The sequence below is a fragment of the Thalassospira sp. ABL2_045 genome (assembly GCF_056161285.1).
The window spans coordinates 85,801-111,072 of sequence record NZ_JBSWYV010000013.1; the positions used below are offsets into that span (position 1 = coordinate 85,801).

The 25,272-nt window shown below is 55.4% G+C and carries 19 protein-coding genes and 2 tRNA genes; 11 read left to right on the forward strand and 10 right to left on the reverse strand.

Features of this window, described 5'->3' with window-relative positions; genetic code table 11:
• Positions 1-309: 309 nt before the first annotated feature.
• From hydA to ACXAIA_RS16970, 3 genes are all read right to left on the reverse strand, one after another.
• The gene (hydA, locus tag ACXAIA_RS16960) at positions 310-1,713 is read right to left on the reverse strand and encodes a dihydropyrimidinase (RefSeq protein ID WP_475350369.1); all 1,404 of its coding nucleotides are present in this window, start codon (positions 1,711-1,713) and stop codon (positions 310-312) included.
• A gap of 17 nt (positions 1,714-1,730) precedes the next feature.
• Positions 1,731-2,981, reverse strand: a complete 1,251-nt coding sequence (locus ACXAIA_RS16965; protein WP_475350370.1) for a cysteine desulfurase-like protein — start codon at positions 2,979-2,981, stop codon at positions 1,731-1,733.
• A gap of 235 nt (positions 2,982-3,216) precedes the next feature.
• On the reverse strand, positions 3,217-4,341 hold the full coding sequence (locus tag ACXAIA_RS16970) for a metallophosphoesterase (RefSeq protein ID WP_475350371.1): 1,125 nt from the start codon (positions 4,339-4,341) through the stop codon (positions 3,217-3,219).
• A 325-nt stretch (positions 4,342-4,666) separates the two neighbouring features.
• Here ACXAIA_RS16970 and ACXAIA_RS16975 point away from each other — a divergent pair, with 325 nt between their 5' ends.
• Genes ACXAIA_RS16975 through ACXAIA_RS16985 form a run of 3 tightly spaced genes read left to right on the forward strand, consistent with a single transcriptional unit; the run spans position 4,667 to position 9,607 of the window.
• On the forward strand, positions 4,667-5,677 hold the full coding sequence (locus ACXAIA_RS16975; RefSeq protein WP_475350372.1) for an HlyD family secretion protein: 1,011 nt from the start codon (positions 4,667-4,669) through the stop codon (positions 5,675-5,677).
• 11 nt (positions 5,678-5,688) lie between these two features.
• Complete coding sequence (gene rbbA, locus ACXAIA_RS16980; RefSeq protein ID WP_475350373.1) at positions 5,689-8,460, forward strand: ribosome-associated ATPase/putative transporter RbbA; 2,772 nt, start codon at positions 5,689-5,691, stop codon at positions 8,458-8,460.
• Positions 8,461-8,464: 4 nt separating this feature from the next.
• Positions 8,465-9,607 (forward strand): ABC transporter permease, encoded by a 1,143-nt coding sequence (locus tag ACXAIA_RS16985; RefSeq protein ID WP_475346293.1) that lies wholly within the window; start codon positions 8,465-8,467, stop codon positions 9,605-9,607.
• A gap of 51 nt (positions 9,608-9,658) precedes the next feature.
• Here ACXAIA_RS16985 and ACXAIA_RS16990 read toward each other — a convergent pair.
• Both ACXAIA_RS16990 and ACXAIA_RS16995 read right to left on the reverse strand, forming a co-directional pair.
• Positions 9,659-9,735: transfer RNA gene (locus ACXAIA_RS16990), tRNA-Val, on the reverse strand.
• A 16-nt stretch (positions 9,736-9,751) separates the two neighbouring features.
• A tRNA-Val gene (locus tag ACXAIA_RS16995) sits at positions 9,752-9,828 on the reverse strand.
• 347 nt (positions 9,829-10,175) lie between these two features.
• On the opposite strand from ACXAIA_RS16995, the gene ACXAIA_RS17000 reads away from it, so the two are divergent.
• Positions 10,176-11,042, forward strand: a complete 867-nt coding sequence (locus ACXAIA_RS17000) for an N-formylglutamate amidohydrolase (protein WP_475350374.1) — start codon at positions 10,176-10,178, stop codon at positions 11,040-11,042.
• The gene (locus tag ACXAIA_RS17005; RefSeq protein WP_475350375.1) at positions 11,042-11,620 is read left to right on the forward strand and encodes an N-acetyltransferase family protein; all 579 of its coding nucleotides are present in this window, start codon (positions 11,042-11,044) and stop codon (positions 11,618-11,620) included. Before ACXAIA_RS17000 ends, ACXAIA_RS17005 begins: the two co-directional genes overlap by 1 nt.
• Positions 11,621-12,382: 762 nt before the next feature.
• Here the strand turns inward: ACXAIA_RS17005 and ACXAIA_RS17010 are convergent.
• From ACXAIA_RS17010 to dgcN, 3 genes are all read right to left on the reverse strand, one after another.
• Positions 12,383-13,486 carry a GGDEF domain-containing protein gene (locus ACXAIA_RS17010; RefSeq protein ID WP_475350376.1) on the reverse strand — a complete coding sequence of 368 codons (1,104 nt, stop codon included), beginning with the start codon at positions 13,484-13,486 and terminating at the stop codon, positions 12,383-12,385.
• A 475-nt stretch (positions 13,487-13,961) separates the two neighbouring features.
• Positions 13,962-14,942: an N-acetyl-D-Glu racemase DgcA gene (gene dgcA / locus ACXAIA_RS17015; protein ID WP_475350377.1), complete on the reverse strand. Its 981-nt coding sequence runs from the start codon at positions 14,940-14,942 to the stop codon at positions 13,962-13,964.
• A gap of 1 nt (position 14,943) precedes the next feature.
• The gene (dgcN, locus tag ACXAIA_RS17020; RefSeq protein ID WP_475350378.1) at positions 14,944-15,948 is read right to left on the reverse strand and encodes an N-acetyltransferase DgcN; all 1,005 of its coding nucleotides are present in this window, start codon (positions 15,946-15,948) and stop codon (positions 14,944-14,946) included.
• 271 nt (positions 15,949-16,219) lie between these two features.
• Between dgcN and ACXAIA_RS17025 the strand changes: the two genes are divergently transcribed.
• The 5 genes from ACXAIA_RS17025 to ACXAIA_RS17045 all read left to right on the forward strand — a co-directional run bounded on the left by ACXAIA_RS17025 (position 16,220) and on the right by ACXAIA_RS17045 (position 22,209).
• A complete protein-coding gene (locus ACXAIA_RS17025) occupies positions 16,220-17,569 on the forward strand; it encodes a glutamine synthetase family protein (protein ID WP_475350379.1) in 1,350 nt (449 codons plus the stop codon).
• 223 nt (positions 17,570-17,792) lie between these two features.
• Positions 17,793-18,899, forward strand: coding sequence for a polyamine ABC transporter substrate-binding protein (locus ACXAIA_RS17030; protein WP_475350380.1), 1,107 nt, complete (start codon positions 17,793-17,795; stop codon positions 18,897-18,899).
• A gap of 387 nt (positions 18,900-19,286) precedes the next feature.
• Positions 19,287-20,453: an ABC transporter ATP-binding protein gene (locus tag ACXAIA_RS17035; RefSeq protein ID WP_475350381.1), complete on the forward strand. Its 1,167-nt coding sequence runs from the start codon at positions 19,287-19,289 to the stop codon at positions 20,451-20,453.
• Complete coding sequence (locus ACXAIA_RS17040; protein WP_475350382.1) at positions 20,450-21,379, forward strand: ABC transporter permease subunit; 930 nt, start codon at positions 20,450-20,452, stop codon at positions 21,377-21,379. The genes ACXAIA_RS17035 and ACXAIA_RS17040 overlap by 4 nt, the downstream gene beginning before the upstream one ends.
• The gene (locus ACXAIA_RS17045) at positions 21,376-22,209 is read left to right on the forward strand and encodes an ABC transporter permease subunit (protein ID WP_475350383.1); all 834 of its coding nucleotides are present in this window, start codon (positions 21,376-21,378) and stop codon (positions 22,207-22,209) included. Before ACXAIA_RS17040 ends, ACXAIA_RS17045 begins: the two co-directional genes overlap by 4 nt.
• A gap of 90 nt (positions 22,210-22,299) precedes the next feature.
• On the opposite strand, the gene ACXAIA_RS17050 is transcribed toward ACXAIA_RS17045, so the two are convergent.
• Together ACXAIA_RS17050 and ACXAIA_RS17055 are read right to left on the reverse strand one after the other, a co-directional pair.
• Complete coding sequence (locus tag ACXAIA_RS17050) at positions 22,300-23,010, reverse strand: TetR/AcrR family transcriptional regulator (protein WP_475350384.1); 711 nt, start codon at positions 23,008-23,010, stop codon at positions 22,300-22,302.
• 341 nt (positions 23,011-23,351) lie between these two features.
• The gene (locus tag ACXAIA_RS17055) at positions 23,352-23,810 is read right to left on the reverse strand and encodes an Lrp/AsnC family transcriptional regulator (protein ID WP_033067352.1); all 459 of its coding nucleotides are present in this window, start codon (positions 23,808-23,810) and stop codon (positions 23,352-23,354) included.
• Positions 23,811-24,024: 214 nt separating this feature from the next.
• Between ACXAIA_RS17055 and ald the strand changes: the two genes are divergently transcribed.
• A complete protein-coding gene (ald, locus tag ACXAIA_RS17060; protein WP_475350385.1) occupies positions 24,025-25,140 on the forward strand; it encodes an alanine dehydrogenase in 1,116 nt (371 codons plus the stop codon).
• The last annotated feature ends 132 nt before the right edge of the window (positions 25,141-25,272 follow it).

Here is a 25,272-nt window from a genome sequence, read left to right on the forward strand (position 1 = left end):
TATACAAGAACTAGTTAAAGTAGAAACTCAAATTTCTTGTAAGAGGTCTAGTTGTTCATTCGCGCAATTTATTAAAACTCGGGACCAAAAGAGAGGAACTGAAAGCTACGTAGCTTAGCCGAGCCCAAAACCTCGCGGTCACAGCACTCAAATTTGTTTTGCAGAAGACAAGAAACGCCAAAAGGCAGCGCCGATTTGCGGCTCTACCTTTTGGTTTTGATGCGTGTGGTTGGAGATTCCCGCCTGCGCGGGAATGACGGTCAGGGGTGGTGGTAGTGGCCGGTTTTGCCAATCTGATCAGACCGGCTTTCACGTCACCAAATTTGATTTCTGCCGGGCCAAGTATTTGCCGTCGCCCTTTTGGCCGGTAACTTCGCCGTCCTTGACCACGGTTTTGCCGCGGACGATAGTGTGGACGGGCCAGCCTTTGACCTCCAAGCCTTCATAGGGGCTGTAGTCGCAGCCCTGTTGCAGGATGTCGTTGGTGATGGTGACGTTTTTGTTGGGGTCCCAAAGGGCCAGGTCGGCGTCCGAGCCAATGGCGATGGTGCCCTTTTGCGGGTACATGCCGTAAAGTTTGGCGTGGTTGGTGGCCGTGAGTGCAACGAAGCGGTTGAGGTCGATGCGCCCCTTTTGCACACCTTCGGAAAACAGGATTGGCAGGCGGGTTGCGACGCCGGGGATGCCATTGGGGATCCAGCGGAAGCTTTTCTTGCCCTTTTCATTGAGCTTGCCTTCCGGGTCGTTAAAGCGGAACGGGCAATGATCGGATGAGAACAGGTCAAACACACCGCGTTCCAGACCATCCCAACAGGCGTCCTGACTTTCCTTGTCGCGCGGCGGTGGGGAGCAGACAAATTTTGCCCCTTCGAGTTCGTCCTGATCAAGGTCATCAGCCGTCAGCATGAGATATTGCGGGCAGGTTTCGCCGACGACCTTGGACCCGCGCACGCGCGCACGTTCGATTTCTTCCATCGCCTGCTGGTTGGAGACATGGACGATGACAATCGGGGTGTCGACGATTTCGGCCAGTGACAGTGCGCGATGGGTGGCTTCGCGTTCGGCCGCGATGGGCCGGGTTGTGGCGTGGGATTTGGCGGAGAATTCGCCGGCGGCCTCGTGCTGCCCGATCAGGAAGCGAATGGCGTCTTCGTTCTCGCAATGAACCAGCACCAGTGCGCCGGTATTGCGCGCGGCATCAAGGGTATCGAGGATTTCATCATCGCGCAGACGCAGGTTTTCATAGGTCATGAAAACCTTGAACGAGGTATAGCCATCCTCGACCAGGGCCGGGAGTTCCTGACCCAGAACCGACGGCGTCGGGTCGGTGACGATCAGATGGAAGGCCACATCGATGTGGCAATTACCATCGGCCTTGGCGTGATAGACATCAAGCGAATGACGCAGGCTGTCGCCCTTTTCCTGCATGCAGAATGCCAGGATCGAGGTATTGCCGCCAATGGCGGCCGATCGCGTGCCGCTTTCGAAGTTATCGGCCATGACGATGCCATCACCGGATGGCTGATCAATATGGACGTGGCTGTCGATGCCGCCGGGCATGACATAAAGCCCGGTGGCATCAACGATATCATCCGCACCATCAAGGGCATTGGCGATGGCGGCAATCTTGCCATCCTTGATGCCAAGATCCGCAACATAGGTGTCGCTGGCGGTGACGATGGTGCCGTTTTTGATGATGCGGTCAAATTGCATGATGTGGCCCCTGCCCCTTATTGATCGGCTGTATCAAGCAGGCGGTCAAACGCCGCGGTCAGACGGTCCACCTGTTCAACTGTGTTGTAGTGCACCATCGAGACACGCAAAACGCCAGCATTATCAGACAGGCCCATATATTCGACCAGACGCCGGGAATGGAAATCGCCAAAGCGAATGGCGATCTTTTCACGGTCAATGATCTTGCAGACCTCCTCGGCATTGCGGTTATCAAAGCGGAACGCAATGGTGGGAATGCGCGTGCCGTCGCGGTTGGTATCCTGCCCGATGACAACACAGTCATTGCGTGCGCGCAGGTAGCTCAGCAACCGTTCGGTGAGCGCATTTTCCTGATTGGCGATGGCGTCATAGGCGGCGACGATTTTATCGCGCACCGCACCCGTCCCCCCTGCCCGTTCACCCAGTTCCGTCAGGTAATCGACAATGCCGCAAACCGAATAGGCCATTTCATAGCTGGGGTTGCCAGCCTCAAGCTTTCCGGGGACTTTGTCCTTGCCGTAGAAATAATGGTACAGCGTATCAAGCTCTAGCAGCAGGTCATACTTGCCATACATCATCGCGCCATGCGGGCCGTAGGTCTTATAGAGGCTAAAGACATAATAGTCGGCGTCAAACGCCTTCACATCGACCGCGCGGTGCGGCGCATAGGCCACCGCATCAACGCAAATTTTGGCACCATTGGCGTGGGCATAATCGGCGAATTCGCGGATCGGATTGATCTCGCCAATGATGTTGGAAACATGCGTTACACAGACCAGCTTGGTGCGATCGCTCATCGCGGCCTTGAGGCCATCCAAGCTTAAACGACCGGTTTTGACATCCGGTTCCCAGAAGCGGATGTTTACGCCGAATTCCTCAAGCGCGACCCACGGGCCGATATTGCTTTCGTGATCGCCGATGGTGACGACAATCTCGTCACCCGGTTTGAACTGGCTGCGCATGGCGCGCGCAAGATTTTGCAGCAATACCGTGGTGGAGGCCCCAAAGATGATTTCTTCGGGGCGGCTTGCATTGACCCAGTGAGCGGCAGCCTTGCGCGCATCCATAAGGGCCTCAGCGGCCTTTTGCGAGACTTCGTAGGAGCCACCGATCTGCACATTGCGTTCGATCAGGAAGGCATTGATGCGATCCAAAGCCTTGGACAGGATTTGTGAACCGCCGGCATTGTCAAAGAAGGTCCAGCCGTTGGCGAGGGCTGGAAACTGGCTGTGGACATAGTCCATATCAAGGGTACGTTGATCTGCCATTGAAGGCATCCTCCGATTGATTTGTCTTTTATTTTAATGGGCGAGAACGGCGTGGAGGAAGTTCCTTGTGCGTTCTTCTTTGGGTGTATCTAATATTTCGGTGGGCGTTCCGGCCTCGATCATCGTCCCCTACCCCAAACGGCGCAAATAAAAACGGCGTCCTGATTTCTCGGGACGCCGTTTTGTTTTGCGATATTGGCTTTTGGGCTGGGTCTTTGCGATTAGCGCTTTGCCCTTAGCCCTTGCGGAGCGTAATCACGGTGAGTTCGGCGGGGACGCCGACGCGGATGGCGAAGCCCGGCCATTGGGCGGTGCCGTTATTGACGTAAAGCTGCATGTCGCCGATGTCATACATGCCTGAGACAAAGCCGCCATTCACCAGTGCGACGATATTGTCAAAAACCGCCACCATGCCGCCATGGGTATGACCGGAAAGCTGCAGATCAACACCGAGTGGTGCGGCATCGCGGGCCATTTTTGGTTGATGGTCGAGCAGGATGACAGGCGCGTTTTCCGGGCGGCCTTCAAGCGCCTTGGCGACATCGGGTTCGGGCCGGTTGGTGCGGTCCGCACGCAGGTCGGTGACCCCGGCAATGGTGAGCTGATCGCGCCCGCGTTCAAGAACGATATGGTCGTTCTCAAGGGTCAGCATATTGAGCCCGCCATAGTGGCTCATCCAGTTTTCATAGCCGAAATAATATTCATGGTTGCCCGGAATGGTGATGACGCCATCGGGTGCCTTAAGCTCATGCAGCGGTTGCACATCGTCATAACGCAGCGGCAATTCGCCATCGATCAAATCGCCAGTGATGACAATCAGGTCGGGCTCAAGCGCATTGGTTTTTGCCACGACCTCTGCCACCCAGGGGCGTTCATAAAGCTTGCTGATGTGAAGATCGGTAAGCTGGACCAGACGATAGCCTTCAAACCCGTCGGGGAGATCCCGGATGGTGACATCCATTTCCTTGACGTCAGGCACGCGCATCGACTGCGCGACACCAAAGCAGGCAAGTGCGATGGCGGCAAAGGACATGATGGTGCGCAGAACGACCGGGCCATGCACCTTGCGGCGCAGGATCACCCAGCGCAACAGCAAGCCGATCAGGTCATAGGCCAGCTGGAACCACAGCAGGAAGAAGATCACGCCAAAGGCGACATTGACCGCCACCACAACCGGTTGCGGGAATTCCGGCACGAACATGCTGCCAAAGGCAAAACGGGCATAAAGGTGATGTTGCGCGCCAACGACCAGCAACACCCCAAAAGCAATCTTCGCCCAGCGCGGCCAGGCCAGATGGCGCACATGGCGCACCAACACATACAAACAGGCCAGACCAACAAAGACGTGAAACAGAAGCACCGAAAAAACAATCCTTTGGAAACACACAAACCGCGGCGCAATATAGCCGAAACGCCAGCAACAATCGCCGTCAAAGTGACCGATATTCATGAGGGGGCTTCATAGGCCCTATGAGGCGGGTCATGCGGCATCACATTCCATAACGCATGAAACAGTGCGTTGGTTTCGCAATTGATTGCGCAACATCAAAGCCTACACCAAAACAATCACCTAGGATCATTCCAGAGAGTGTTGCGTTGCAAAAGCAGGAGAGCAATACTCGTTGAAATCATCAACCCGGCCTGCCAATGCCCCGCCTTGGTCCGCCCCGATACCGGAGAATGGAATGAAAAGCTTGCGTGCTGTGTTGATCGTGCTTGTGGTGATCGTCGCTGCTGCCGGGGGTGGTTATGCCTATTGGCAGGCACAGCAATCCGAACTCCCTGAATTCATCGCATCGGGCAACGGGCGGATTGAAGCCGAGGAAGTCCGGGTTGCGACCAAATATGCCGGACGGGTCGAAGAAGTTCTGGTCGAAGAAGGTGATCAGGTCACCCGCGGGCAGGTCCTGGCGCGCATGGATACCGCCGAGCTGATGGCAAGCCGTGCGCGCGCCCGTGCAGAGGTCGCAGCCGCCGAACAGGGCATTGCGGAGGCCGAAGCCCAGATCGTGCAGCGCGAAAGCGAGCTTTCCCTGGCCGAGCAGCAGCTTTCGCGCGCCGAAGAGCTTGTGAAAAACAATAACATTTCCCAACAGGAAGTCGATCAGCGCCGTGCAGATCGCGACATTGCCAAGGCGGCGCTCACCGCGGCCAAGGCGCGGCTGACAAGTTCGCGGCTGAATGTCGCCGCCGCCTCGGCCGAGCTTGAAGGCATTGAAGTACAGATTGATGATTCGGTCCTCAAAGCCCCGCGCGACGGCCGGGTGCAATACCGCCTTGCCGAACCGGGTGAGGTTCTGGCCGGTGGTGGTCCGGTGATCACGATGATCGATCTGACCGATGTTTATATGAATGTGTTCCTGCCGACCCGTCAGGCGGGTCTGGCCTTTGTCGGCAACGAAGCACGCATCATCCTTGATGCCGCGCCAAGTGTTGTGATCCCGGCCAAGGTATCGTTCGTTGCCGATGATGCGCAATTCACCCCGCGCGAAGTCGAAACACGGTCCGAGCGCGACAAACTGATGTTTCGGGTCAAGATCCGCATTGATCAGGCACTGTTGTCCGAACATCTGAGACGGGTGAAAACCGGCCTGCCGGGTGAGGCCTATGTCATGCTGGCGGATCATCATAACTGGCCAGATGAATTCACCCCGAATGTGCCCGATGACGCGACCCTGCGTCAGACCGCGCAATAGAGCGCCCCACCATGGTGGACAACACCGACAGCAGCAGTAATCAGATCGCCGTAAGGCTTGAAGGCGTCTCGCACCGGTATGGCAAGGTCGCAGCCCTTGATGGCATCAGCCTTGAAATCCCGGTGGGCCAGACGGTCGGGTTTATCGGCCCGGACGGGGTTGGGAAATCAAGTGCGCTGGCCCTGATATCGGGCGCACGCAAAGTGCAGGATGGAACGGTGGAAACGCTGGGCGGATCGATGACGGATGCCAAGCACCGCAACGCGATCCTGCCGCGCATTGCCTATATGCCCCAGGGGCTTGGCAAGAACCTTTATATGGATCTGACAGTGCGTGAGAACCTTGCGTTTTTCGGCCGCCTGTTTGGTCAGGGCAAGCATGAGCGCGATGAACGCATCGCACGGCTGGTTGAGGCGACCGGGCTTGATCCCTTTACCGAGCGCCCGGCGGGCAAGCTTTCGGGCGGGATGAAGCAGAAGCTTGGGCTTTGTTGCGCGCTGATCCATGACCCGGATATTCTGATTTTGGATGAACCGACCACCGGTGTGGATCCGCTGTCGCGTCAGCAATTCTGGCAACTGATCGATGCGATCCGCCAGACGCAAAACGCGATGACCGTTCTGGTGGCGACGGCCTATATGGATGAAGCCGCGCGCTTTGACCGGTTGATTGCGATGAATGACGGCAAGGTATTGGCGACCGGTACGGCCGATGAAATTCTTGAGCGCACCGGATCGGAAACGCTTGAGGCTGCTTTCATCGCCCTTCTGCCCGAAGAACAGCGCAAAGATCATCATGAACTCAATATCCCGGAACGCACCATTCACGGCGACACGCCAGCGATTGTGGCCGAACATCTGACCAAGAAGTTCGGTGATTTTACCGCCGTTGATGATGTCAGCTTCCGGATTGAAAAAGGCGAGATTTTCGGATTTCTCGGCTCCAACGGTTGTGGCAAGACCACGACCATGAAGATGCTGACCGGGCTTTTGAATGCGTCAGAAGGTACCGCAGAGCTTTTTGGCAAGCCGGTTGATGGCACGGATATCGCGCTGCGCAATCGGGTGGGCTATATGAGCCAGGCCTTTTCGCTCTATTCCGAGCTGACCGTGATGCAGAACCTTGAGCTACATGCGCATCTGTTTCACATCGCGAAAGACAAGATCAAACCAAGGATCGACGAGCTTTCCGAGCGGTTCGGTCTTGGCACCTATCTTGATGATCTGAGTGAACGGTTGCCGCTTGGGGTGCGCCAGCGTTTGTCGCTGGCGGTTGCCATCATTCACAGCCCGGAAATCCTTATTCTGGATGAACCGACATCGGGCGTTGATCCGGTGGCACGTGACGGGTTCTGGGAGCTGCTGATCGAGCTTTCGCGCGATCAGGGCGTAACCATTTTCATCTCCACCCACTTCATGAACGAGGCGGAGCGCTGTGATCGCATCTCGCTCATGCATGCGGGCAAGGTTTTGATCAGCGATACACCAGACGCGATTACCAAGGGGCGTGGCTGTGATACGCTGGAAGAGGCCTTTATCAGCCACCTTGAGGAAGCCGACGGCGCGGATGAACAATCCACACCCGCCCCTGCCCCGGAAGATGCGCTGAACTCAAACAACGGCGATCAGGCCAGCTGGAAACCGGCGCATGCGTCGCTGTTCAGTTTCCGGCGTTTGTGGGCCTATTCCCTGCGTGAAACCATGGAACTGGTCCGCGATCCGATCCGGTTGATGTTTGCCCTGATCGGCACGGCGATCCTGATGCCGGTGTTTGGTTGGGGCATTACGTTTGATGTGGAAAACCTGACCTATGCGGTTTTGGACCGCGATCAGAGTGCGGAAAGCCGGACCTATACCGAGAACCTGTCGGGATCGCGTTATTTCGAGGCGCAAGCACCGCTGACCAGTATTGATGATCTTGAAGCCCGGATGTTGTCGGGTGACATCACGCTGGCGATTGAAATTCCGCCGGGCTTCGGGCGCGATGTCGGCCGGGACGCCAGCCCGGAAATCGGCGCGTTTATTGATGGCTCCATGCCATTTCGCGCCGAGACCATCCATGGCTATGTCGAAGGCATTCACCAGCGGTATCTCAGCGAGCATCTTAAACGCGATGTTGGCAGTTCCGATACCGGCCAGCCGCTCAGGATTGAAACGCGCTATCGCTATAATCAGGATTTCAAAAGCATCTATGCCATGGTGCCGTCGGTGATTGCGCTGTTGCTGGTATTTATCCCCGCCGTGCTGATGGCGGTGGGCGTGGTGCGCGAAAAGGAACTGGGATCGATCACCAACCTTTATGTGACGCCGGTATCCAAGCTTGAGTTTTTGTGGGGCAAGCAATTGCCCTATGTGGTGCTGGGCCTGATCAACTTTTTCCTGATGAGCGCGATGGCGCTGTTCTGGTTTGAGGTGCCGTTGCTGGGCAATGGGCTGACACTGCTGATCGGGGCGACCCTGTTTGTCACCGCCACCACCGGCCTCGGACTTTTGATTTCGTCCTTTACCAACACGCAGATCGCCGCCCTGTTTGGCACGGCGATCGCGACCATGGTGCCGTCTGTGATGTTTTCGGGGATGATGCAGCCGGTTTCCTCGCTCGAAGGGGTATCGGCGCTGATGTCAAAGGCCATTCCGACATCGCATTTCATGTCGATCAGTGTTGGCACCTTCACCAAGGCGCTTGGCTTTGCGGAGCTTTACCCCGAACTGATCAGCCTTCTGATCTTCTTCCCGGCATTGACCGTGCTTTCGATGCTGCTTTTGAAAAAGCAGGAGGTGTAAGGACATGCTTGGCAGACGGATCAGTAATATCTATCGCCTTGGCATCAAGGAGCTTTTCAGCCTCAGACGCGACATGGTGCTGATTGCACTCATCGTCTGGGCGTTTTCCTTTGCGATTTATAACTCGGCGACCGGCTTTTCCCATGACTTGCGGCGCGGCTCGATCGCGATTGCCGATCAGGATGGCTCCGCCCTGTCGCTTCGGATTTCGGACGCGTTTCTGCCGCCGTATTTTCAGGAGCCGGTGCGCATTAACGAGCGCGATATCGATGCGGCAATGAATAGCGGTGAATTTACCTTTGTGCTGGTAATCCCGCCGCAATTTGAGGCCGATGTGGTGTCCGGGCGCGATCCGGAAGTGCAGCTTAACATCGATGCCACCGCGATGATGCAGGCGGGCATTGGTCAAGGCTATATCAGCAATATCATCGCACAGGAGGTCTCAACCTGGCTTGGTGGCAAGTCGGCCTGGGCCGGGCAGAACCAAAGTGAAGCCGCCACCATCATTACGCGCTATGCCTATAACCAGAATGTCCGCAGCGAATGGTTTACCAGCACGATGGAGATCATCAATGCGATCACCATGCTGTCGATCATCCTGTCGGGTGCCGCCCTTATTCGCGAGCGCGAACATGGTACGATTGAGCATTTGCTGGTGATGCCGCTTAACCCCTATGAGATCATGCTGGCGAAAGTCTGGGCCAATGGGCTTGTGATCCTGATGGCCTGCATGCTGTCGATGATTTTTGTCGTCCAGCTGGTGCTTGGCGTGCCGATTGCCGGATCGAAGCTTTTGTTCATGGGCGGGGTGGTGATCTATCTGTTCTTTGCCACGGCCTTGGGCATTTTCCTGGCCACCATGACGCGCTCCATGCCGCAATTTGGCCTGTTGTTCATTCTGGTGGTGTTGCCACTGCGCCTACTTTCTGGGGGCAGCACGCCGCTTGAAAGCATGCCCGAGGAACTTCAAAACATCATGCAGTTCTCCCCCGCAACACATTTCGTCAAATACGCGCAGGCCATCCTGTTTCGCGGCGCTGGCATTGACGTTGTCTGGCCGGAATTCCTGCTGGTGTTTGCGATTGGCGTTGGCTTCTTTGCCTTTAGCGCCATGCGGTTCAGAAAGAGTATCGCGCAGATGCGGTAAGGCATGATCCAGATACACAAAACCCCGCGCGGGAACCCGGCGGGGTGGGAATGGTGGGCCTAACAAGACTCGAACTTGTGACCTCTCGCATGTCAAGCGAACGCTCTAACCAACTGAGCTATAGGCCCCTATGGGTGGGAAAGATGGTGGGCCTAACAAGACTCGAACTTGTGACCTCTCGCATGTCAAGCGAACGCTCTAACCAACTGAGCTATAGGCCCGCAAATCCATCTTTCAGAAGACCAGGGCTTCGTAACCGAAAACCATGATCTGTGCCGTTTGCGTCGGCGAGGCGGTATTTAGCCCAAGGCGGACCTTGGCGCAACCCCAGAAATGGTTTTTTGACAAAAAATGTTCATCAATTCCGTGGCAATTCCCATATGCTAGAGGCTGGAACCTTTTTCATATGGGCTGGAACGTGCTGCGAGCATGGGGCTTGCAAAACAGTTTGCCGACCGACAACAAAATCGGTGCAATCCATATGTAAAAAGCTCTAAGGTGCGAATGAATCGCAGGACGCTAGTCAAGGCTGGTGCCGCGTCGTATGGGATGGACTTTACGAAAGACAATGAACCAGTTGCCTTCGGAAATTACCACAACCGGCCCCGCCACTGTTGTCCTGCCGCCCCGGCAAACCCTGCCGGTGGTGTTTGCCTCCCCGCATTCCGGGCGCCAGTATCCGCAAGACCTGATTGAGCGGGCGCGGATTGGTGCGTTTGAGCTGCGCGCCTCCGAGGATGCCTTTGTCGATCAATTATTCAATGCCGCCCCCAAGCTTGGCGCGCCTTTGCTGTGCGCGACGTTTCCGCGGGCCTATGTTGATGTGAACCGGGCAGCGATGGAGCTTGATCCGCGCATGTTTGATGGCGACCTGCCCGAGGATGACGACATCAATTCGATGCGCGCCCTTTCGGGGCTGGGATCGGTGCCACGTGTGGTCAGCGGCGGGGTCGAGATCTACAAGACCCGCCTGCCCGCCGAAGAAGCGCTTTCACGGATTGATACCTATTACCGGCCCTATCACGGCGCCTTGCAGAAACTGATTGATCAGACGCGGGCGAATTTTGGCTACTGCATTCTTATTGACTGCCATTCGATGCCCGGAGATTCGTGTGATAGCGCAAAAAACCGCGTTGATCTGGTGCTTGGCGATTGCTATGGAAGTTCCTGCCACCCGTCATTGACGCGGTTTGTGGAAGATTGTTTCCGCGATATGGGGTTCTGCCCGTCGCACAATGATCCATATGCCGGGGGTTATTGCACACGCCATTACGGTCGCCCGCGAGAACATGTGCACAGCCTTCAGATCGAGCTTTCGCGCGCGCTTTATATGGATGAAGCAACAATCAGCCCGCATCGTGGATTTGACGTCCTGCGCGACCAGATGACCGATCTGATATCTCGCTTCCATGATCTCGACGGGACCCCGTTCTAATGGCCGATACAATTGAGAACAGCGACGTGTTGAGCGACCTGATCATCCGTGATGCCGAACCCGAAGATTTTGAGCGCATCACCGAGATTTACGGCCACCATGTTTTGCACGGTCTGGCATCGTTTGAAGAGCGCGCCCCGGAAATCGCCGAACTGACATCGCGCTGGCAACATGTGCGCGAACGCGGCCTGCCCTATCTGGTGGCCGATGTTGATGGCCGGGTTGAGGGATTTGCCTATGCCGGGGCCTATCGCACGCGGCCGGCCTATCGCTTTACGGTCGAGGACACGATTTACATCGCCCCCGAAGTCGTCGGCAAAGGTGTGGGCAGTGCGTTGCTTTCGGAACTGATCAAACGGGTCACCGCCCTTGGCTATCGTCAACTGATCGCGGTGATTGGCGACAGCGCCAATGTCGCGTCCATCGGCCTGCATGCGCGGCTGGGCTTTCGGGTGGCGGGAACGCTTCAGTCGGCCGGCTTTAAAATGGGCCGCTGGGTCGATAGCGTGATCATGCAGCGCGGTCTGGGCGACGGGGACAGCGACACCCCTGACGGCAATCCCACGCGCGAGAAATAGGCTTCAAACCGCCCCAAGAGATTTCCAAAGGCGTTGTCATGACATTATCATGCAGCGCCTTTTTTGTGCCTGACCACCAGACTTACCGAGAGTTGATTTGCGCCGCACCATTTAACCAATTCCAAAACACACCATATGCTCAGGGGTTGAACATATGCTTTGCTTTTATGTAATTGGCTGAAATCAGGCAAAAAAGAAGGCCGCCTGTGACAGCGGCCCAAGTCTAGGGAGGAAACGTCCAAGAAACGAGCGACAAGTCGCTCGCCGGAATGCACTGCGTCCTACCGCAGCGCACAAATGGAGATTACTGATTTGCCGGGGAGGACGCAACAGATTTTTGACTATTTTTTTGTCAGAAATATTACTGCTTCTTTTTTGAGCATTATTTTGAGGCATTGACCGTCAAACGCCCGCAATTTTCACATCTCCCGGCTATTTTTTGACCATTGAAGAAAACAGAATGTTCGAAATGGAGCGGAGAATCGGCGCGAATCCGAACAGATTTGAATCGATTTTAGTCTCCTTTTTCTGCCGGATTCCGGATTTTGCCCCCGACAGGGCCGATTAACCAGCCCCTGCCCGATGCCAAAAGCCGTTCGTTCGTCCTCCATTGGCCCGACGCGCCGGACAATTGCGCAGCCGCAGCCACACGACATGGCACGCGCACACGAGGATGGCGCTCCCCAGTACCGATATGATGAGGTTAGCTTGAGTGAGGAGAGTTCAGACAGGAAGACTGAGGACGCCAGCCGAGATCAGGTGTTAGTTGATGCTTTGATCGACAGAGGGCGCATTGGCCGCCGAGGGGCTTGCCATGGCGCTGACCGTGTTGCGGCGCCCGGAATAGGCCTGTGCTACGTCATCATCGCGGTCCCGGCTTTTTTTGGCGTCATACATGCGCTGATCAGCGAGATTGATCAGGTTGTGGGGCAAGGCAATGGCGTCTTTGACGCGCTCGGACAGACCGACGCTTGCTTTTTGCACCTGCCCGTTTTCAAGCTGCGCCAAACCGGGCGCCATGACACGGTCAAGCACCTCAGCAGCGCACGCGGCATCGAGTTCAGGCAGCAGGACCAGGAATTCCTCCCCACCCCAGCGGACAACAAGATCCGAGCGGCGGAAGCGATGGATCAGGTTTTTGCCGACTTCGCCCAGAATGCGGTCACCATAGTCATGACCATAGCGGTCATTGATCTGCTTGAAATCATCAAGATCGATAAAGGCCACTGTGTAAGGCACGCTTTTACGTTGGGCCCCATCGAAACTGACCCGGATCATTTCCATGCCAAAGGCACGGGTGTAGCACCCGGTCAAAGGATCAATCGCGACTTCGTGGGCGGCGGCAATGGTACGGTAAAGCTGGACCAGGGCGGAAACGAGTGCGAGGGGAAGCAAGAACGCCAAAAGCATCTCAAAAGGCACAAACCCGGTCGCAAGGCCGCTTTGCGCGCCAATCGCCAGCAACACCAGAAACGGCAAGGCCAGTAGCCCCGCCTCGACCAGAGTGATCGGCATGATGGCGATCATCATCACCAATCCGATGAGAAGGAAACTGTGCGTGCTGTGCATCCGATCAGATGCCAACGGATCGTAGGCGGCAAACACACACAGAAGACTGGCCGCAACGATCAGCATCAGCATTGGCAGATACGGGAAATGTCGGCGCCAGCGGGCACTGACCGCACGATTTGTGATCACGGCAAGCGCAACACCGGCCACCAGAAGACGCAGAACAAAGGTCTGCGACGACCACATTTCAGAGGTAAAAGCCCCATCCCAGAACGGAACGACGAGCATCATAACAAGAACAAAAAGGGCGGCAAAACGGGCGGAGAGTAGAATCGATTCCTTGCGCCGCAGATGCATGAGTTCTGCATGCCGTGGGGTATAGAGAAAATCCCGATAGCAGCAGTGAAACGTCCTTTGAGACGGGCTGCCATTTCCAAGAGGGCTTGAAACCACGCGAACCGCTCCAACCAGATTTAAATAGACCAGTTTCGGCCCTTTTTATAGCTGGTCCATGGTTCCTTTAATTGGCCGAAGACACAACTATACATTAGGGTGACGCGATGTAACATGAGGGCTGAAATAGAGCTGTAAGACAGCAAGAACCCACTACAAGACATTGATTCGTAAACAAAAAGTTAACACAAAATCCACCACAGATGGCAGCAAAAAAAATTTTGGTCGGGATATTCTACCGCGGGCCGAACCATCCTGCACGTGAGTCCGAATGCCGGAAACTGAAACGGCGCACCGGATTTACGGTGCGCCGTTCAAATTCACCCCAATCACAGGGTGATTATGCAGTGGTATAGATGCGTGGTCGCCCCTATCCCGATCAGCCCCAAAGTTCGCGATCAGGCAGCCCCATGACGCCATTCTTGAACGTCAGGGCATGATCACGGTCCTTGGCCATCCAGATCGGACCGTCGAGATCGACAATGCGCGACATGGCACCGGTAATCATTGCAGGCGCCATGGCAAGAGACGTTCCGACCATGCAGCCGGTCATCAGTTGCATGCCGGACTTTGATGCGGCCTCTGCCAGTTCGAGCGCGCCGGTCAGACCACCGGTCTTGTCGAGCTTGATGTTGATCATGTCATAGAGATTTGCCAGACGCGGAATGTCGGCCAATGTATGAACAGACTCATCGGCACAGAGCAGCACCGGGCAATCAATATCGATCAGGCCATCATCCTGCCCGGCAGGCAGCGGCTGTTCGATCATTTCAACACCCAAACCATCAAGTTCGGCGCCGATATCTTCGAGCAGATCAAGTGACCAGGCTTCGTTGGCATCGACAATGATGCGCGCCTTGGGAGAGCCTTCGCGCACCGCACGGACCGACTCAACAACGTTTTCGCCATTGAGCTTGACCTTGAGCAGCGGCGCATGGGCGATCTTGCGGGCAGCTTCGCGCATATTGTCCGGGGTGTCGATCGACAGCGTTTCGGCCGTGATCAATCCTTCCGGGGCCTTATGCCCGATCAATTCCCACACACGACGGCCCATACGTTTGGCTTCAAGGTCCCAATAGGCACAGTCAACGGCGTTACGCGCAGCACCGGCCTTCATGGCATCCTGAAGTTCCTTGCGGGTCATGCCACGGTCAAGGGCGTCAGCCTGTGCTTCGATGTCGGCAATGACACCTTCGACCGTTTCATTATACCGGGCATAGGGAACGCATTCCCCATACCCGGTATGGGTGCCGTCGCTCAAGCTCACCTTGACCACATGTGCCTCGGTCCGGGCCCCGCGCGAGATTTTGAAAACCTGTGCGAGGGGGAAGACTTCGGAAATCACAGTGAGTTTTGGCAACTTAGATCTCCTGGAGCTTGTCGACCAGCGGGGCAACACCGGTACGAACCGGGTCAACAGCCGGAAGACCGAATTCGGCTTCGATGTCGGCCAGAAGCTTGGTCGCAGCGGCATCGTGAAGCGCCTTGGTGTTGACGGCAAAACCAACAACCTTGCAATTCGGGTTGGTCAGTTTGGCGTGCTGCAGGTTGACTTCAAGGCAAGTCTTGAGATCCGGCAGCTTGTAACCCGGCAGACCGCGCATGTGCGTACGGGTCGGTTCGTGGCAAACCACAAGTGCATCGGGCTGCGAACCATGGATCAGGCCCATGGACACACCAGCAAACGATGCGTGGAACAGGCTGCCCTGCCCTTCCATGACGTCCCAGTGATCGGCGTCATTGGCCGGTGCAATGGTTTCAACGGCGCCCGAGATGAAGTCGGAAATCACGGCGTCAACCGAGATGCCTTCGCCGGCGATGAAGATACCGGTCTGGCCGGTTGCGCGGAAATCGGACTTGATGCCGCGGTTTTTGAATTCGGCGTCGATCGCAAGGGCGGTGTACATTTTACCAACCGAGCAGTCGGTACCGACTGCCAGAACGCGCTTGCCCGAGCGTTTTTCACCATTACCGACCGGCACTTTCCCGTCGAAGTGACGAACGTCAAACAGGCTGACACCTTTGGCCTTGGCCGCATCGACCAGTTCCGGAATGGTCGAAAGACGGGTGTGCAGACCGTTGGCGATGTCCATGCCGGCATCGATTGCAGCCAGCAGGGTTTCCATCCATGCCGGGCCGATGATGCCGCCACGGTTGGCAACGCCGAGTACCAGGGTTTTAACGCCTGCGGCCTTTGCTTCGGCAATCGACATTTCCGGCAGGCCGAGGTCGGCCTTGCAGTCCGGCAGGCTCAGCTGACCGACGCACCATTCCGGGCGCCACTGCTTGATACCGATAGCGGTTTTTGCGGCCAGTTCGTCCGGCGCGTCACCAAGAAACATAAGATACGGATGTGCGATTTTCATAATACCTCCTTGACCAGCATCCAAACGCTGCTCTTAATATTGTGGCGTGACTATAGCGCAATCTGGTAGGATCGTTCCAGAGATATGAAACGATATCTTCGACGATCACACCAAAACTTCGCCTATAATTCTAAAAAACACGACAACGACGAAATTAAATACAATAGTCTTCGAAGACCAACATCCTTTCTTGTGAATTTGTTCGGGAATGGCCCGAAAAACGCAAGAAAATGCAATTTTGAAGGACTGGCGTGAAAGCGCCCGACTACACATGAGCACCGATCTCAAGACGTGGCTATCCGAGCGAAAAATCGAAGAAGTCGAATGCATTGTTCCGGACATGTCCGGCGTTGCCCGCGGCAAGGTTCTTCCGACACAGAAGTTTCTGAAGGGTCTGGAGGCCAAAAGCCTTGCCATCCCCGAAGCAATTTTCTGCCTGACGGTGACCGGCGGCTACCCGGAGGAAACCGATGCATTCCTTGACCCGGCCGAGAAGGACGTGGCCATGGTGCCCGACCCGGACACCGTGCGCGTTGTGCCCTGGTACGAGGAGCCAACGGCCCAGATCATCTGCGACTGTTTCCATTTTTCCGGCGAAGAAGTTTCAACGTCCCCGCGCGGCGTGCTGAAGCGTGTTCTCAAGGCTTTTGAAGAACGCGGCATGAAGCCCGTGATTGCGCCGGAACTTGAATTTTATCTGGTGGCAAAGAACACCGATCCCGATAACCCGCTGGAGCCGCCGATTGGCCGTTCGGGCCGTCCGGAACGCGCATCGAACGCCTTTGGCATTGATGCGATCAACGAGTTCGATCCGCTGATCGAGGACCTGTATGACTATTGCGAGGCCATGAATATCGATGCCGATACCATGAGCCACGAATCGGGTCCGGCCCAGCTTGAAATGAACTTCAACCATGGCGACCCGCTAGAGCTGGCCGATCAGGCCTTCCTGTTCAAACGCACGCTGCGTGAAACGGCACTCAAGCATGGTGTCTATGGCACGTTCATGGCCAAGCCGATGGGCAACCTGCCGGGCAGCTCGATGCATATTCACCAGAGTCTGCTGGACCTTGAAACCGGCAAGAACCTGTTTGCTGATGCAGACGGGGAAAACTCCAAACTGTTCCTGAACTATATCGGTGGTCTGCAGCGTTATCTGCCCGCCGCCATGCCGCTTCTGGCGCCCAACATGAACAGTTATCGCCGTCTGCAGCCTTGGTCGGATGCGCCGATCAACATGCATTGGTCGCTTGATAACCGCACGGTCGGTCTGCGCCAGCCAAACGGCCCGCCCGCCGCACGCCGGGTTGAAAACCGCCTGCCGGGGGCCGATGCCAACCCGTATCTGGCGGTTGCAGCATCATTGGCCTGTGGTCTTTTGGGGATTCTCGAAGAAGTCGACGCCACCGCCCCGATCGAAGGATCGGGTTATGATCGTGCGCATTCCCTGCCCCGTCACATCCACGAGGCGCTTGCGAAATTCCATCGCTGCAAGCCGCTCAAGGAGCTTCTGGGCGAGGAATTCGCCGCAGCGGTTCTGGCCGTCAAGGAAGCAGAATGGGATGCCTATCAGACCGTCATCAGCGCGTGGGAGCGTGAGCACCTGCTGCTGAACGTGTAAGACTCCGATTTTGAATTTTGCGCCGGGTATTGTCGCCCGGCGCAAGAATGTTGCATGTTAAATGCACAAATTTCTACTTGATGCGAAAAATGCACATTTTTCCATCTTGTATTTGACAATATCCTGAAGCATTCGAAGGATATTGGAATTATCTCCGGGTTCTGGGAGACCAAACAACAGAACCGTAAACTTTCAAACGCTGCCACATGGGAGGCTCAGCGAAATGAAATCTCTTCTTAAAACATCAAGCCTTGCTGTGCTTGCAACTGCCATTGCCGGTTTTGCAACCAGCGCATCGGCACAGGAAGTTCTCAACATCTATAACTGGTCGGATTATATCGGCGAGGAAACGGTTGCGAACTTCGAAAAGGAATTCGGCGTCAAGGTCAACTATGACGTTTACGACAGCAACCAGCTTGTCGAAGCCAAGCTTCTGGCGGGCAATTCCGGCTATGACATTGTGGTTCCGACCCTTGCCGATGCCGAACGCCTGATCAAGGCCAAGCTTTTCCAGCCGATCGACAAATCCAAACTGTCGAACTATGGCAACCTGGACCCGATCATTCTTGAGCAGCAGGCCAAGTATGATCCGGAAAACACCTATGCGGTTCCGTATTTCTGGGGCACCAACGGCTTTGGCTATAACGTTGCCAAGATCAAGGAAGTTCTGGGTGACGACGCACCGGTCGATAGCTGGGCGATGATCTTTGATCCGGAATATGCCGAAAAGCTGTCGTCTTGCGGCCTGTCGCTTCTGGATGATCCGGGCGAGATTGTTCCGCTTGTGAACTTCTATCTCGGCAATGTGCCGGACGGCGAGCCGACCAAGGAATCGATCGAAAGCGCCTTTGCGCAGCTTGAGAAGATCCGCCCGCATGTGACCTATTTCCATAGCTCGCAATACATCAATGACCTTGCAAACGGAAACACCTGTATTTCTGTTGGCTGGTCGGGCGATGTCGGCATGGCAGCCCTTCGCGCAGAAGAAGCCGGCAACGGCAACGAGATCAAGTATGTCATTCCGAAAGAAGGCACGCTGATCTGGTTCGATGCGATGATGATCCCGGAAGATGCACCGAACCCGGAACTGGCACACAAGTTCATCGACTATGTGCTGCGTCCGGACGTCGAAGCTGAAATCGCAAACTATGTTGCTTATGCGACCCCGAACCTTGCTGCGATGGAACTGGTAGACCCGTTCCTTCTCGAAGACGAGGGCATCTACCCGCCGCAGGAAGTCAAAGAACGCCTGAAGTCCAAAGTTGAGCCGGGCGGTCGCCTTCTGCGGACCCGTACCCGTATGTGGACGAAGCTTAAAACCGGTCAGTAAGCAATCCTAACGGATTGTGATCCCTGATCTTTGCGAAGGGCGCGACATAGTTCGCGCCCTTTTGCTACTCGCGTCTGCCCGCCAGTGACTCGTGCTCAACGGCATCAAGCAGCTGCAAATCACGCCATTTCAGCACCGGCGAATCCGCGCCAGATTGCACATTTTCTGAACACCACATGCCGTTTTCCTGCCAATTTAGGCATCAAATGGCGATTGTTGTTCAAAATATCGCACACCCCTCTTTACAGATTGCAGAATTGCTTCATCCTGCTATCAGGAAGAACCGACCTTCTTCAGCAGTGCCGCAACATCAAACGATTGCGCACCAGGTCATCAGGGGCTGACGTCTGATTTAATCGGTTCATCTTGACATTGAACAAGGGGAGAATGCTGGTGTCAGAGGCGGTTTTGGAGCATGTGCACGAGGATGTGCACAAGACGCAACCTTGGAACAATCCGGACGCGGTTCCCTATATCCGCTTTGAGAATGTGACCAAGAAATTCGGCGACTTCTATGCCGTCGACGATGTTTCCCTTGATATTTACCGTCATGAATTGTTTGCCCTTCTGGGCGGATCGGGCTGCGGCAAAACGACACTTTTGCGTATGCTCGCCGGGTTCGAAGAACCGACATCGGGCAAGATTTATATCGATGGTGTCGATATGGCGGGTGTTCCGGCCTATGAACGCCCGACCAACATGATGTTCCAGTCCTATGCCCTGTTCCCGCATATGAGTGTCGAGCAGAATGTGGCATTCGGCCTTGTGCAGGATGGTGTATCGCGCAGCGAGACCAAGGAACTGGTGGCCGAGATGCTCGGCCTTGTGCAAATGAGCAAATTTGCCAAACGAAAGCCCCATCAGCTTTCGGGTGGTCAGCGCCAGCGTGTTGCGCTTGCACGGTCGCTGGTCAAACGGCCAAAGGTACTGTTGCTTGATGAGCCGCTGGGCGCGCTGGACAAAAAACTGCGCGAACAGACCCAGTTCGAGCTGGTAAATATCCAGGAAAAGGTCGGCACCACCTTTGTCATGGTGACCCATGACCAGGAAGAAGCCATGACCATGGCATCGCGCATTGCCGTGATGAATGAAGGGGTAATCAACCAGACCGGCACCCCGTTTGAGCTTTATGAATATCCCAACAGCCGCTACACCGCGAACTTCCTTGGTCAGGTCAACCTGCTTGAAGGTGTCCTGATTGATGACGATGAAAAATATGCCGTCATCAAATCCGAAGAAGCCGGCTGCGACATCTATATTGATCATGCCGTTCAGGGCCATCAGGGCATGACATTCTGGGCAGCCCTTCGCCCCGAGCGCCTGCGCATCACCAAGGAAGCCCCAACGGACGCCAAATACAATTGCGTGTCAGGCAAGGTTGAAGAGATCGGCTATCTTGGCGGTATTTCGACCTATCACGTGCGCCTTGAGGGCGGCAAACGCATCAAGGTGACCGAGCCGAACTCGACCCGCCAGATCGAGCCCCGCTATACGTGGGAAGACACGGTTTGGGTATCGTGGGAGGCCGGGGCTGCTTCGGTTCTGAACAAATGAGCAGTGACAAGCTAAGCTTAAAACAAAAATTTGATCGCTGGATGATCAAACATGGCCGGGTGCTGGTGATCGGCATTCCGTATTTCTGGCTGTTTTTGTTCTTCCTTGTGCCGTTCCTGATCGTTCTCAAGATCAGCTTTTCCATGGCCGAATATGCGCAGCCGCCCTATACGCCGCTGTTTGCCTGGATCGAAGAAGGCATCACGATCACATTGAATTTCGGGAACTACCTGTTCCTTTTATCTGACAGTCTGTATGCCACGGCCTATCTCAATTCGATCCGGATTGCGGCGATTTCAACCATCATCACACTTCTGATCGGCTATCCGATGGCCTATGGCATTGCGCGTGCCCAAGGATCGATGCGCAGTGTGCTTTTGATGCTTGTGATCCTGCCGTTCTGGACCAGCTTTCTGATCCGTGTTTATGCCTGGATCGGTATTCTGGACCGTGAAGGATTGATCAACGCATTCCTGCTGTGGACCGGGATTATTTCCGAGCCGCTGATCATGCGTCAGACCGAATTCGCGGTTTATGTCGGGATTGTTTACACCTACCTGCCCTTCATGATCCTGCCGCTGTATTCGACGCTGGAAAAAATGGATGTCAGTCTGGTGGAAGCCGCCCTTGATCTGGGCTGCAAGCCCTGGCAGGCGTTCGCCAAGATCACCTTGCCGCTTTCGATGCCGGGCATTCTGGCCGGATCGCTTTTGGTGTTTATTCCAGCCGTTGGCGAGTTCGTCATTCCGGAGCTTCTCGGTGGTCCGAACACGCTCATGATTGGTCGAACATTGTGGAACGAGTTCTTTGCCAACCGTGACTGGCCGATCGCATCGGCTGTGGCGATTGCGATGCTGATCTTCCTTGTCGTGCCGATCATGTGGTTCCAGCATATCCAGACCAAGCAGGAGGAAGGCCAGCAATGAGCAACAAACGTTCAACCTTCCTGATTTCGGCGCTGGTATTCGGCTTTGCCTTTTTGTATGTGCCGATCCTGCTTGTCATCATCTATTCCTTTAACGAGGGCAAGCTGGTGACGGTCTGGGCGGGCTTTTCGACCAAGTGGTATGTGTCGCTGTTTTCCAATGACGGCATGATCGATGCCGCGTGGAACAGCCTGCGGATCGGGGTTATGTCGGCCACACTTGCCCTTGCCTTGGGCACACCGGCCGGTCTCGTGATGTCACGTTTTGGCCGGTTCAAGGGACGTACCCTGTTTTCAGGGATGATTGCCGCCCCGCTGGTGATGCCCGAAGTCATTACCGGTCTGTCCTTGCTGCTACTGTTTGTGACACTTGAACAAATGATTGGCTGGCCTGCGGGCCGTGGTCTTTCGACGATTACGATTGCACATACGACCTTCTGTGCGGCCTATGTTGCGGTTGTCGTGCAATCGCGCCTGTCAGGCATGGATACTTCGGTCGAGGAAGCGGCAATGGATCTGGGTGCCAAGCCCGCCAAGATTTTCTTTGTCATCACGCTTCCGATGATCCTGCCGGCCCTGCTGGCCGGGTGGTTGCTGTCCTTTACGCTGTCGCTTGATGATCTGGTGATTGCAAGCTTTGTCGCCGGTCCGGGCTCCACCACCCTGCCGATGAAGGTGTTCTCGTCGGTGCGTCTGGGTGTCTCGCCCGAGATCAATGCGCTTGCGACCCTGATCATTCTGGCCGTGTCGGTGATGATCATCATCGCCAGCCTGATGATCCTTAGGTCCGAGCGGATGCGCAGCCGGGCGTCATCAGGCGTGGATGCCTGATCCCCGGTAAACCACACATCGATCAAACAAAAAAGCAGCGCAGGACACATCATCCGGCGCTGCTTTTCTTTTAAACATGGTCTTGTCTGATCAGACGTCCTGTTCGATGGCCTGGCGCATCATTTCGCGGCAATGCATGCCCGGTGCGGAAACCTGCCAATAGGACACAACGGCTTCCTCGGCGGCTTCTTCGAAATCAATGATCAGATTGTTAAGCGCGTTCTGTTCCATCAGCTTTTTGACCCGGTCTGGCAGTTGCGACATCTGCCACAGTCCCAGAACCAGCGCATAGGACGACCGCATCAGCTTGCTGGCATCATCGGGCGTGATTTCATAAAGCTCGGCCAGGGCATCGGCAGTCCGTTTTACCATGGATGCAAGGAAGCGGCGTTGATTGACGACCATTTCATCGTCGGAGCCGGATTCCAGAACACCTTGTGCCAGTGAGGCCAGATGCAAAAACTTGTCGTTCTTGACCAGAAATTGAACGAACTGACGGGCGACACGGGTTGAATCCCGTTCTTCTGGCCGACGCAGCGCTTCCTGATCAATGACATCGAGATTATTCTCAAACCACTCTTTCTGGAAGTGGCGCAGCACCTCAAGGAACAATGCTTCCTTGCTTGAGAAATAAAGATACAGCGTGCCTTTGGCGAGATTGGCCTTGCGCGCAACTTCAGCGGCCGATGGTAATGTGCCATCACCTTCCATGTAGAGCTTGCGGGCGGCATCCAGAATGTCTGCACGGCGTTTTAGTTTCTGCTCGTGACTACGAGCACGAACAAGATTGTCTTGTTCCATTTGGTTAGCTTCCCCCAACGTATTTTCCCCGCACATATTATTGCATTTTAATTCACCTAAAAGTCAAACTGCGGGTTTGGAATAAATGGATAAAATTCATGAACCATTGAAAATTCATGCGTTTTTCCGACCAAACACCTACGGAAATAGATGAATATCGGTCACATACTATCAATCCACAGATGGCATTCTGAACAAATTCCCCGATTTCGTACAGTTTTCCACCCGATTCGCACCCCATCACCCCCAAAGGGATAATGCCCCGGCGCCAATCAGTATGGTGCGCCCGGCACAGTTCCGTATCGTGAAATAAACAGGCTGCCCGATTTGAACTACCCGATTTAAACCGGCAATTCGGTGGTGCGTTTGACTTCGCGCAGTGTGATGACGGTCTGAACCCGTTCAACACCGGGAAGCTGGGTCAGCACTTCGCTGTGGATGCGCTCGTAATCGGCCGTGTCGCTATAGACGACATGGACGAGATAGTCGCTTTGCCCGGCCAGCAAATAACATTCGACAACTTCGGGCACCTTTTGAATTTCCTTTTCAAAGGTTTCAAGTGCCTCGCGGGTCTGGCGGGTGATTGCGATATTGACGAATGCGTTGCCCGGCTTTCCGATCCGTGCCGGATTGAGAAGCATGGTGTAGTGATCAATGAAACCGGCTTCTTCGAGAAGCCGCACACGCCGCAGGCAGGCAGAGGCCGAAAGGTTTACCTTTTCAGCGAGTTCCGCATTGCTGATGCGACCGTCTTTCTGCAGCAACCGCAGAATCATCCGATCTCGTTCGTCCATCTCCATTCGAACAATCCTCCGACGTCATCGTCTTTCTGTTGAATTATCTAGCAATGATACCATCAAACCCCCCTTGAATTGAAGATTAATTGCCCAATTTTTAGGGTATCATTCAAGAATAATAACAAAAGAGGCGGTAGCACGCTCTAACCGCCCGGGAATCCCCGGAAACGCCGTGGAGTTCCCCCGATTGCCACCATTTTCGTCGGGAGAAAACGACATGCTGATTGGTGTTCCAAAAGAGATCAAAAACCACGAATATCGCGTCGGCCTGACGCCAAGCTCGGTCCGCGAACTTGTTGCCCATGGCCATGCGGTTCAGGTTGAAACCATGGCGGGTGCCGGTGTCGGCTTTGCCGATGAGGATTACGTCGCCGCCGGTGCGACGATTGCCGGTGCGGCGTCTGACATCTTTGCCAGTGCAGAAATGGTCATCAAGGTCAAGGAACCGCAGAAAGTCGAGTATGAGCAACTCCGCCCCGGTCAGTTGCTGTTTACCTATTTGCATCTGGCCCCCGACCCGGACCAGACGGCTGGTCTGATCAAGTCGGGCGTCACCGCGATTGCCTATGAAACCGTGACGGATCGATCCGGTGGCCTGCCGCTTCTGGCGCCGATGTCGGAAGTAGCCGGTCGCATGGCGCCACAGGTCGGGGCTGCAGCTCTTCAGAAAGCCAATGGCGGACGGGGCATGTTGCTGGGCGGTGTGCCCGGTGTGGCACCGGCCAAGGTCGTTGTGATTGGCGGCGGTGTTGTCGGCACCAATGCCGCACGCATTGCCGCAGGCATGGGCGCAGACGTGATCATTCTTGATAAGAACGTCAAACGCCTGACTTATCTGGATGATCTTTATGGCCCGCGCATCAAGACGCAATACGCCACCATCGATGATACCGAGGCGCTTGTGCTTGAGGCCGACATGGTGGTTGGGGCGGTGCTTGTGCCAGGTGCTGCTGCCCCCAAACTGATCAAGAAAGAGCAGCTGTCACGCATGAAACCGGGATCGGTGATTGTCGATGTCGCCATTGATCAGGGCGGTTGTTTTGAAACGTCCAAGGCAACCACCCATGCCGATCCGACCTATATCGTCGATGACGTCGTGCATTATTGTGTTGCCAATATGCCCGGTGCCGTCGCACGCACATCGACCTTTGCGCTCAATAACGCCACCCTGCCCTTTGCGTTAGCACTTGCCGACAAGGGCTGGAAAAAAGCCTGTCAGGATGATCCGCATCTGGCTGCGGGACTTAACGTCCATGATGGCAAGATCACCTATAAGGCCGTTGCCGATGCGCTGGGTTATGATCATTTGCCGCTGGAAAGCGCGCTGGCCTGAAGGCCCACGACCAGATCATGAAAAAGGGCGCCAGTTGGCGCCCTTATACATTGAGAGGCACGAACATTTGGTATGATGTTCGTGCCTCTTTTCATTTGGGAGCCTGCGTATACGCAGGCTCCCGGATCCGTG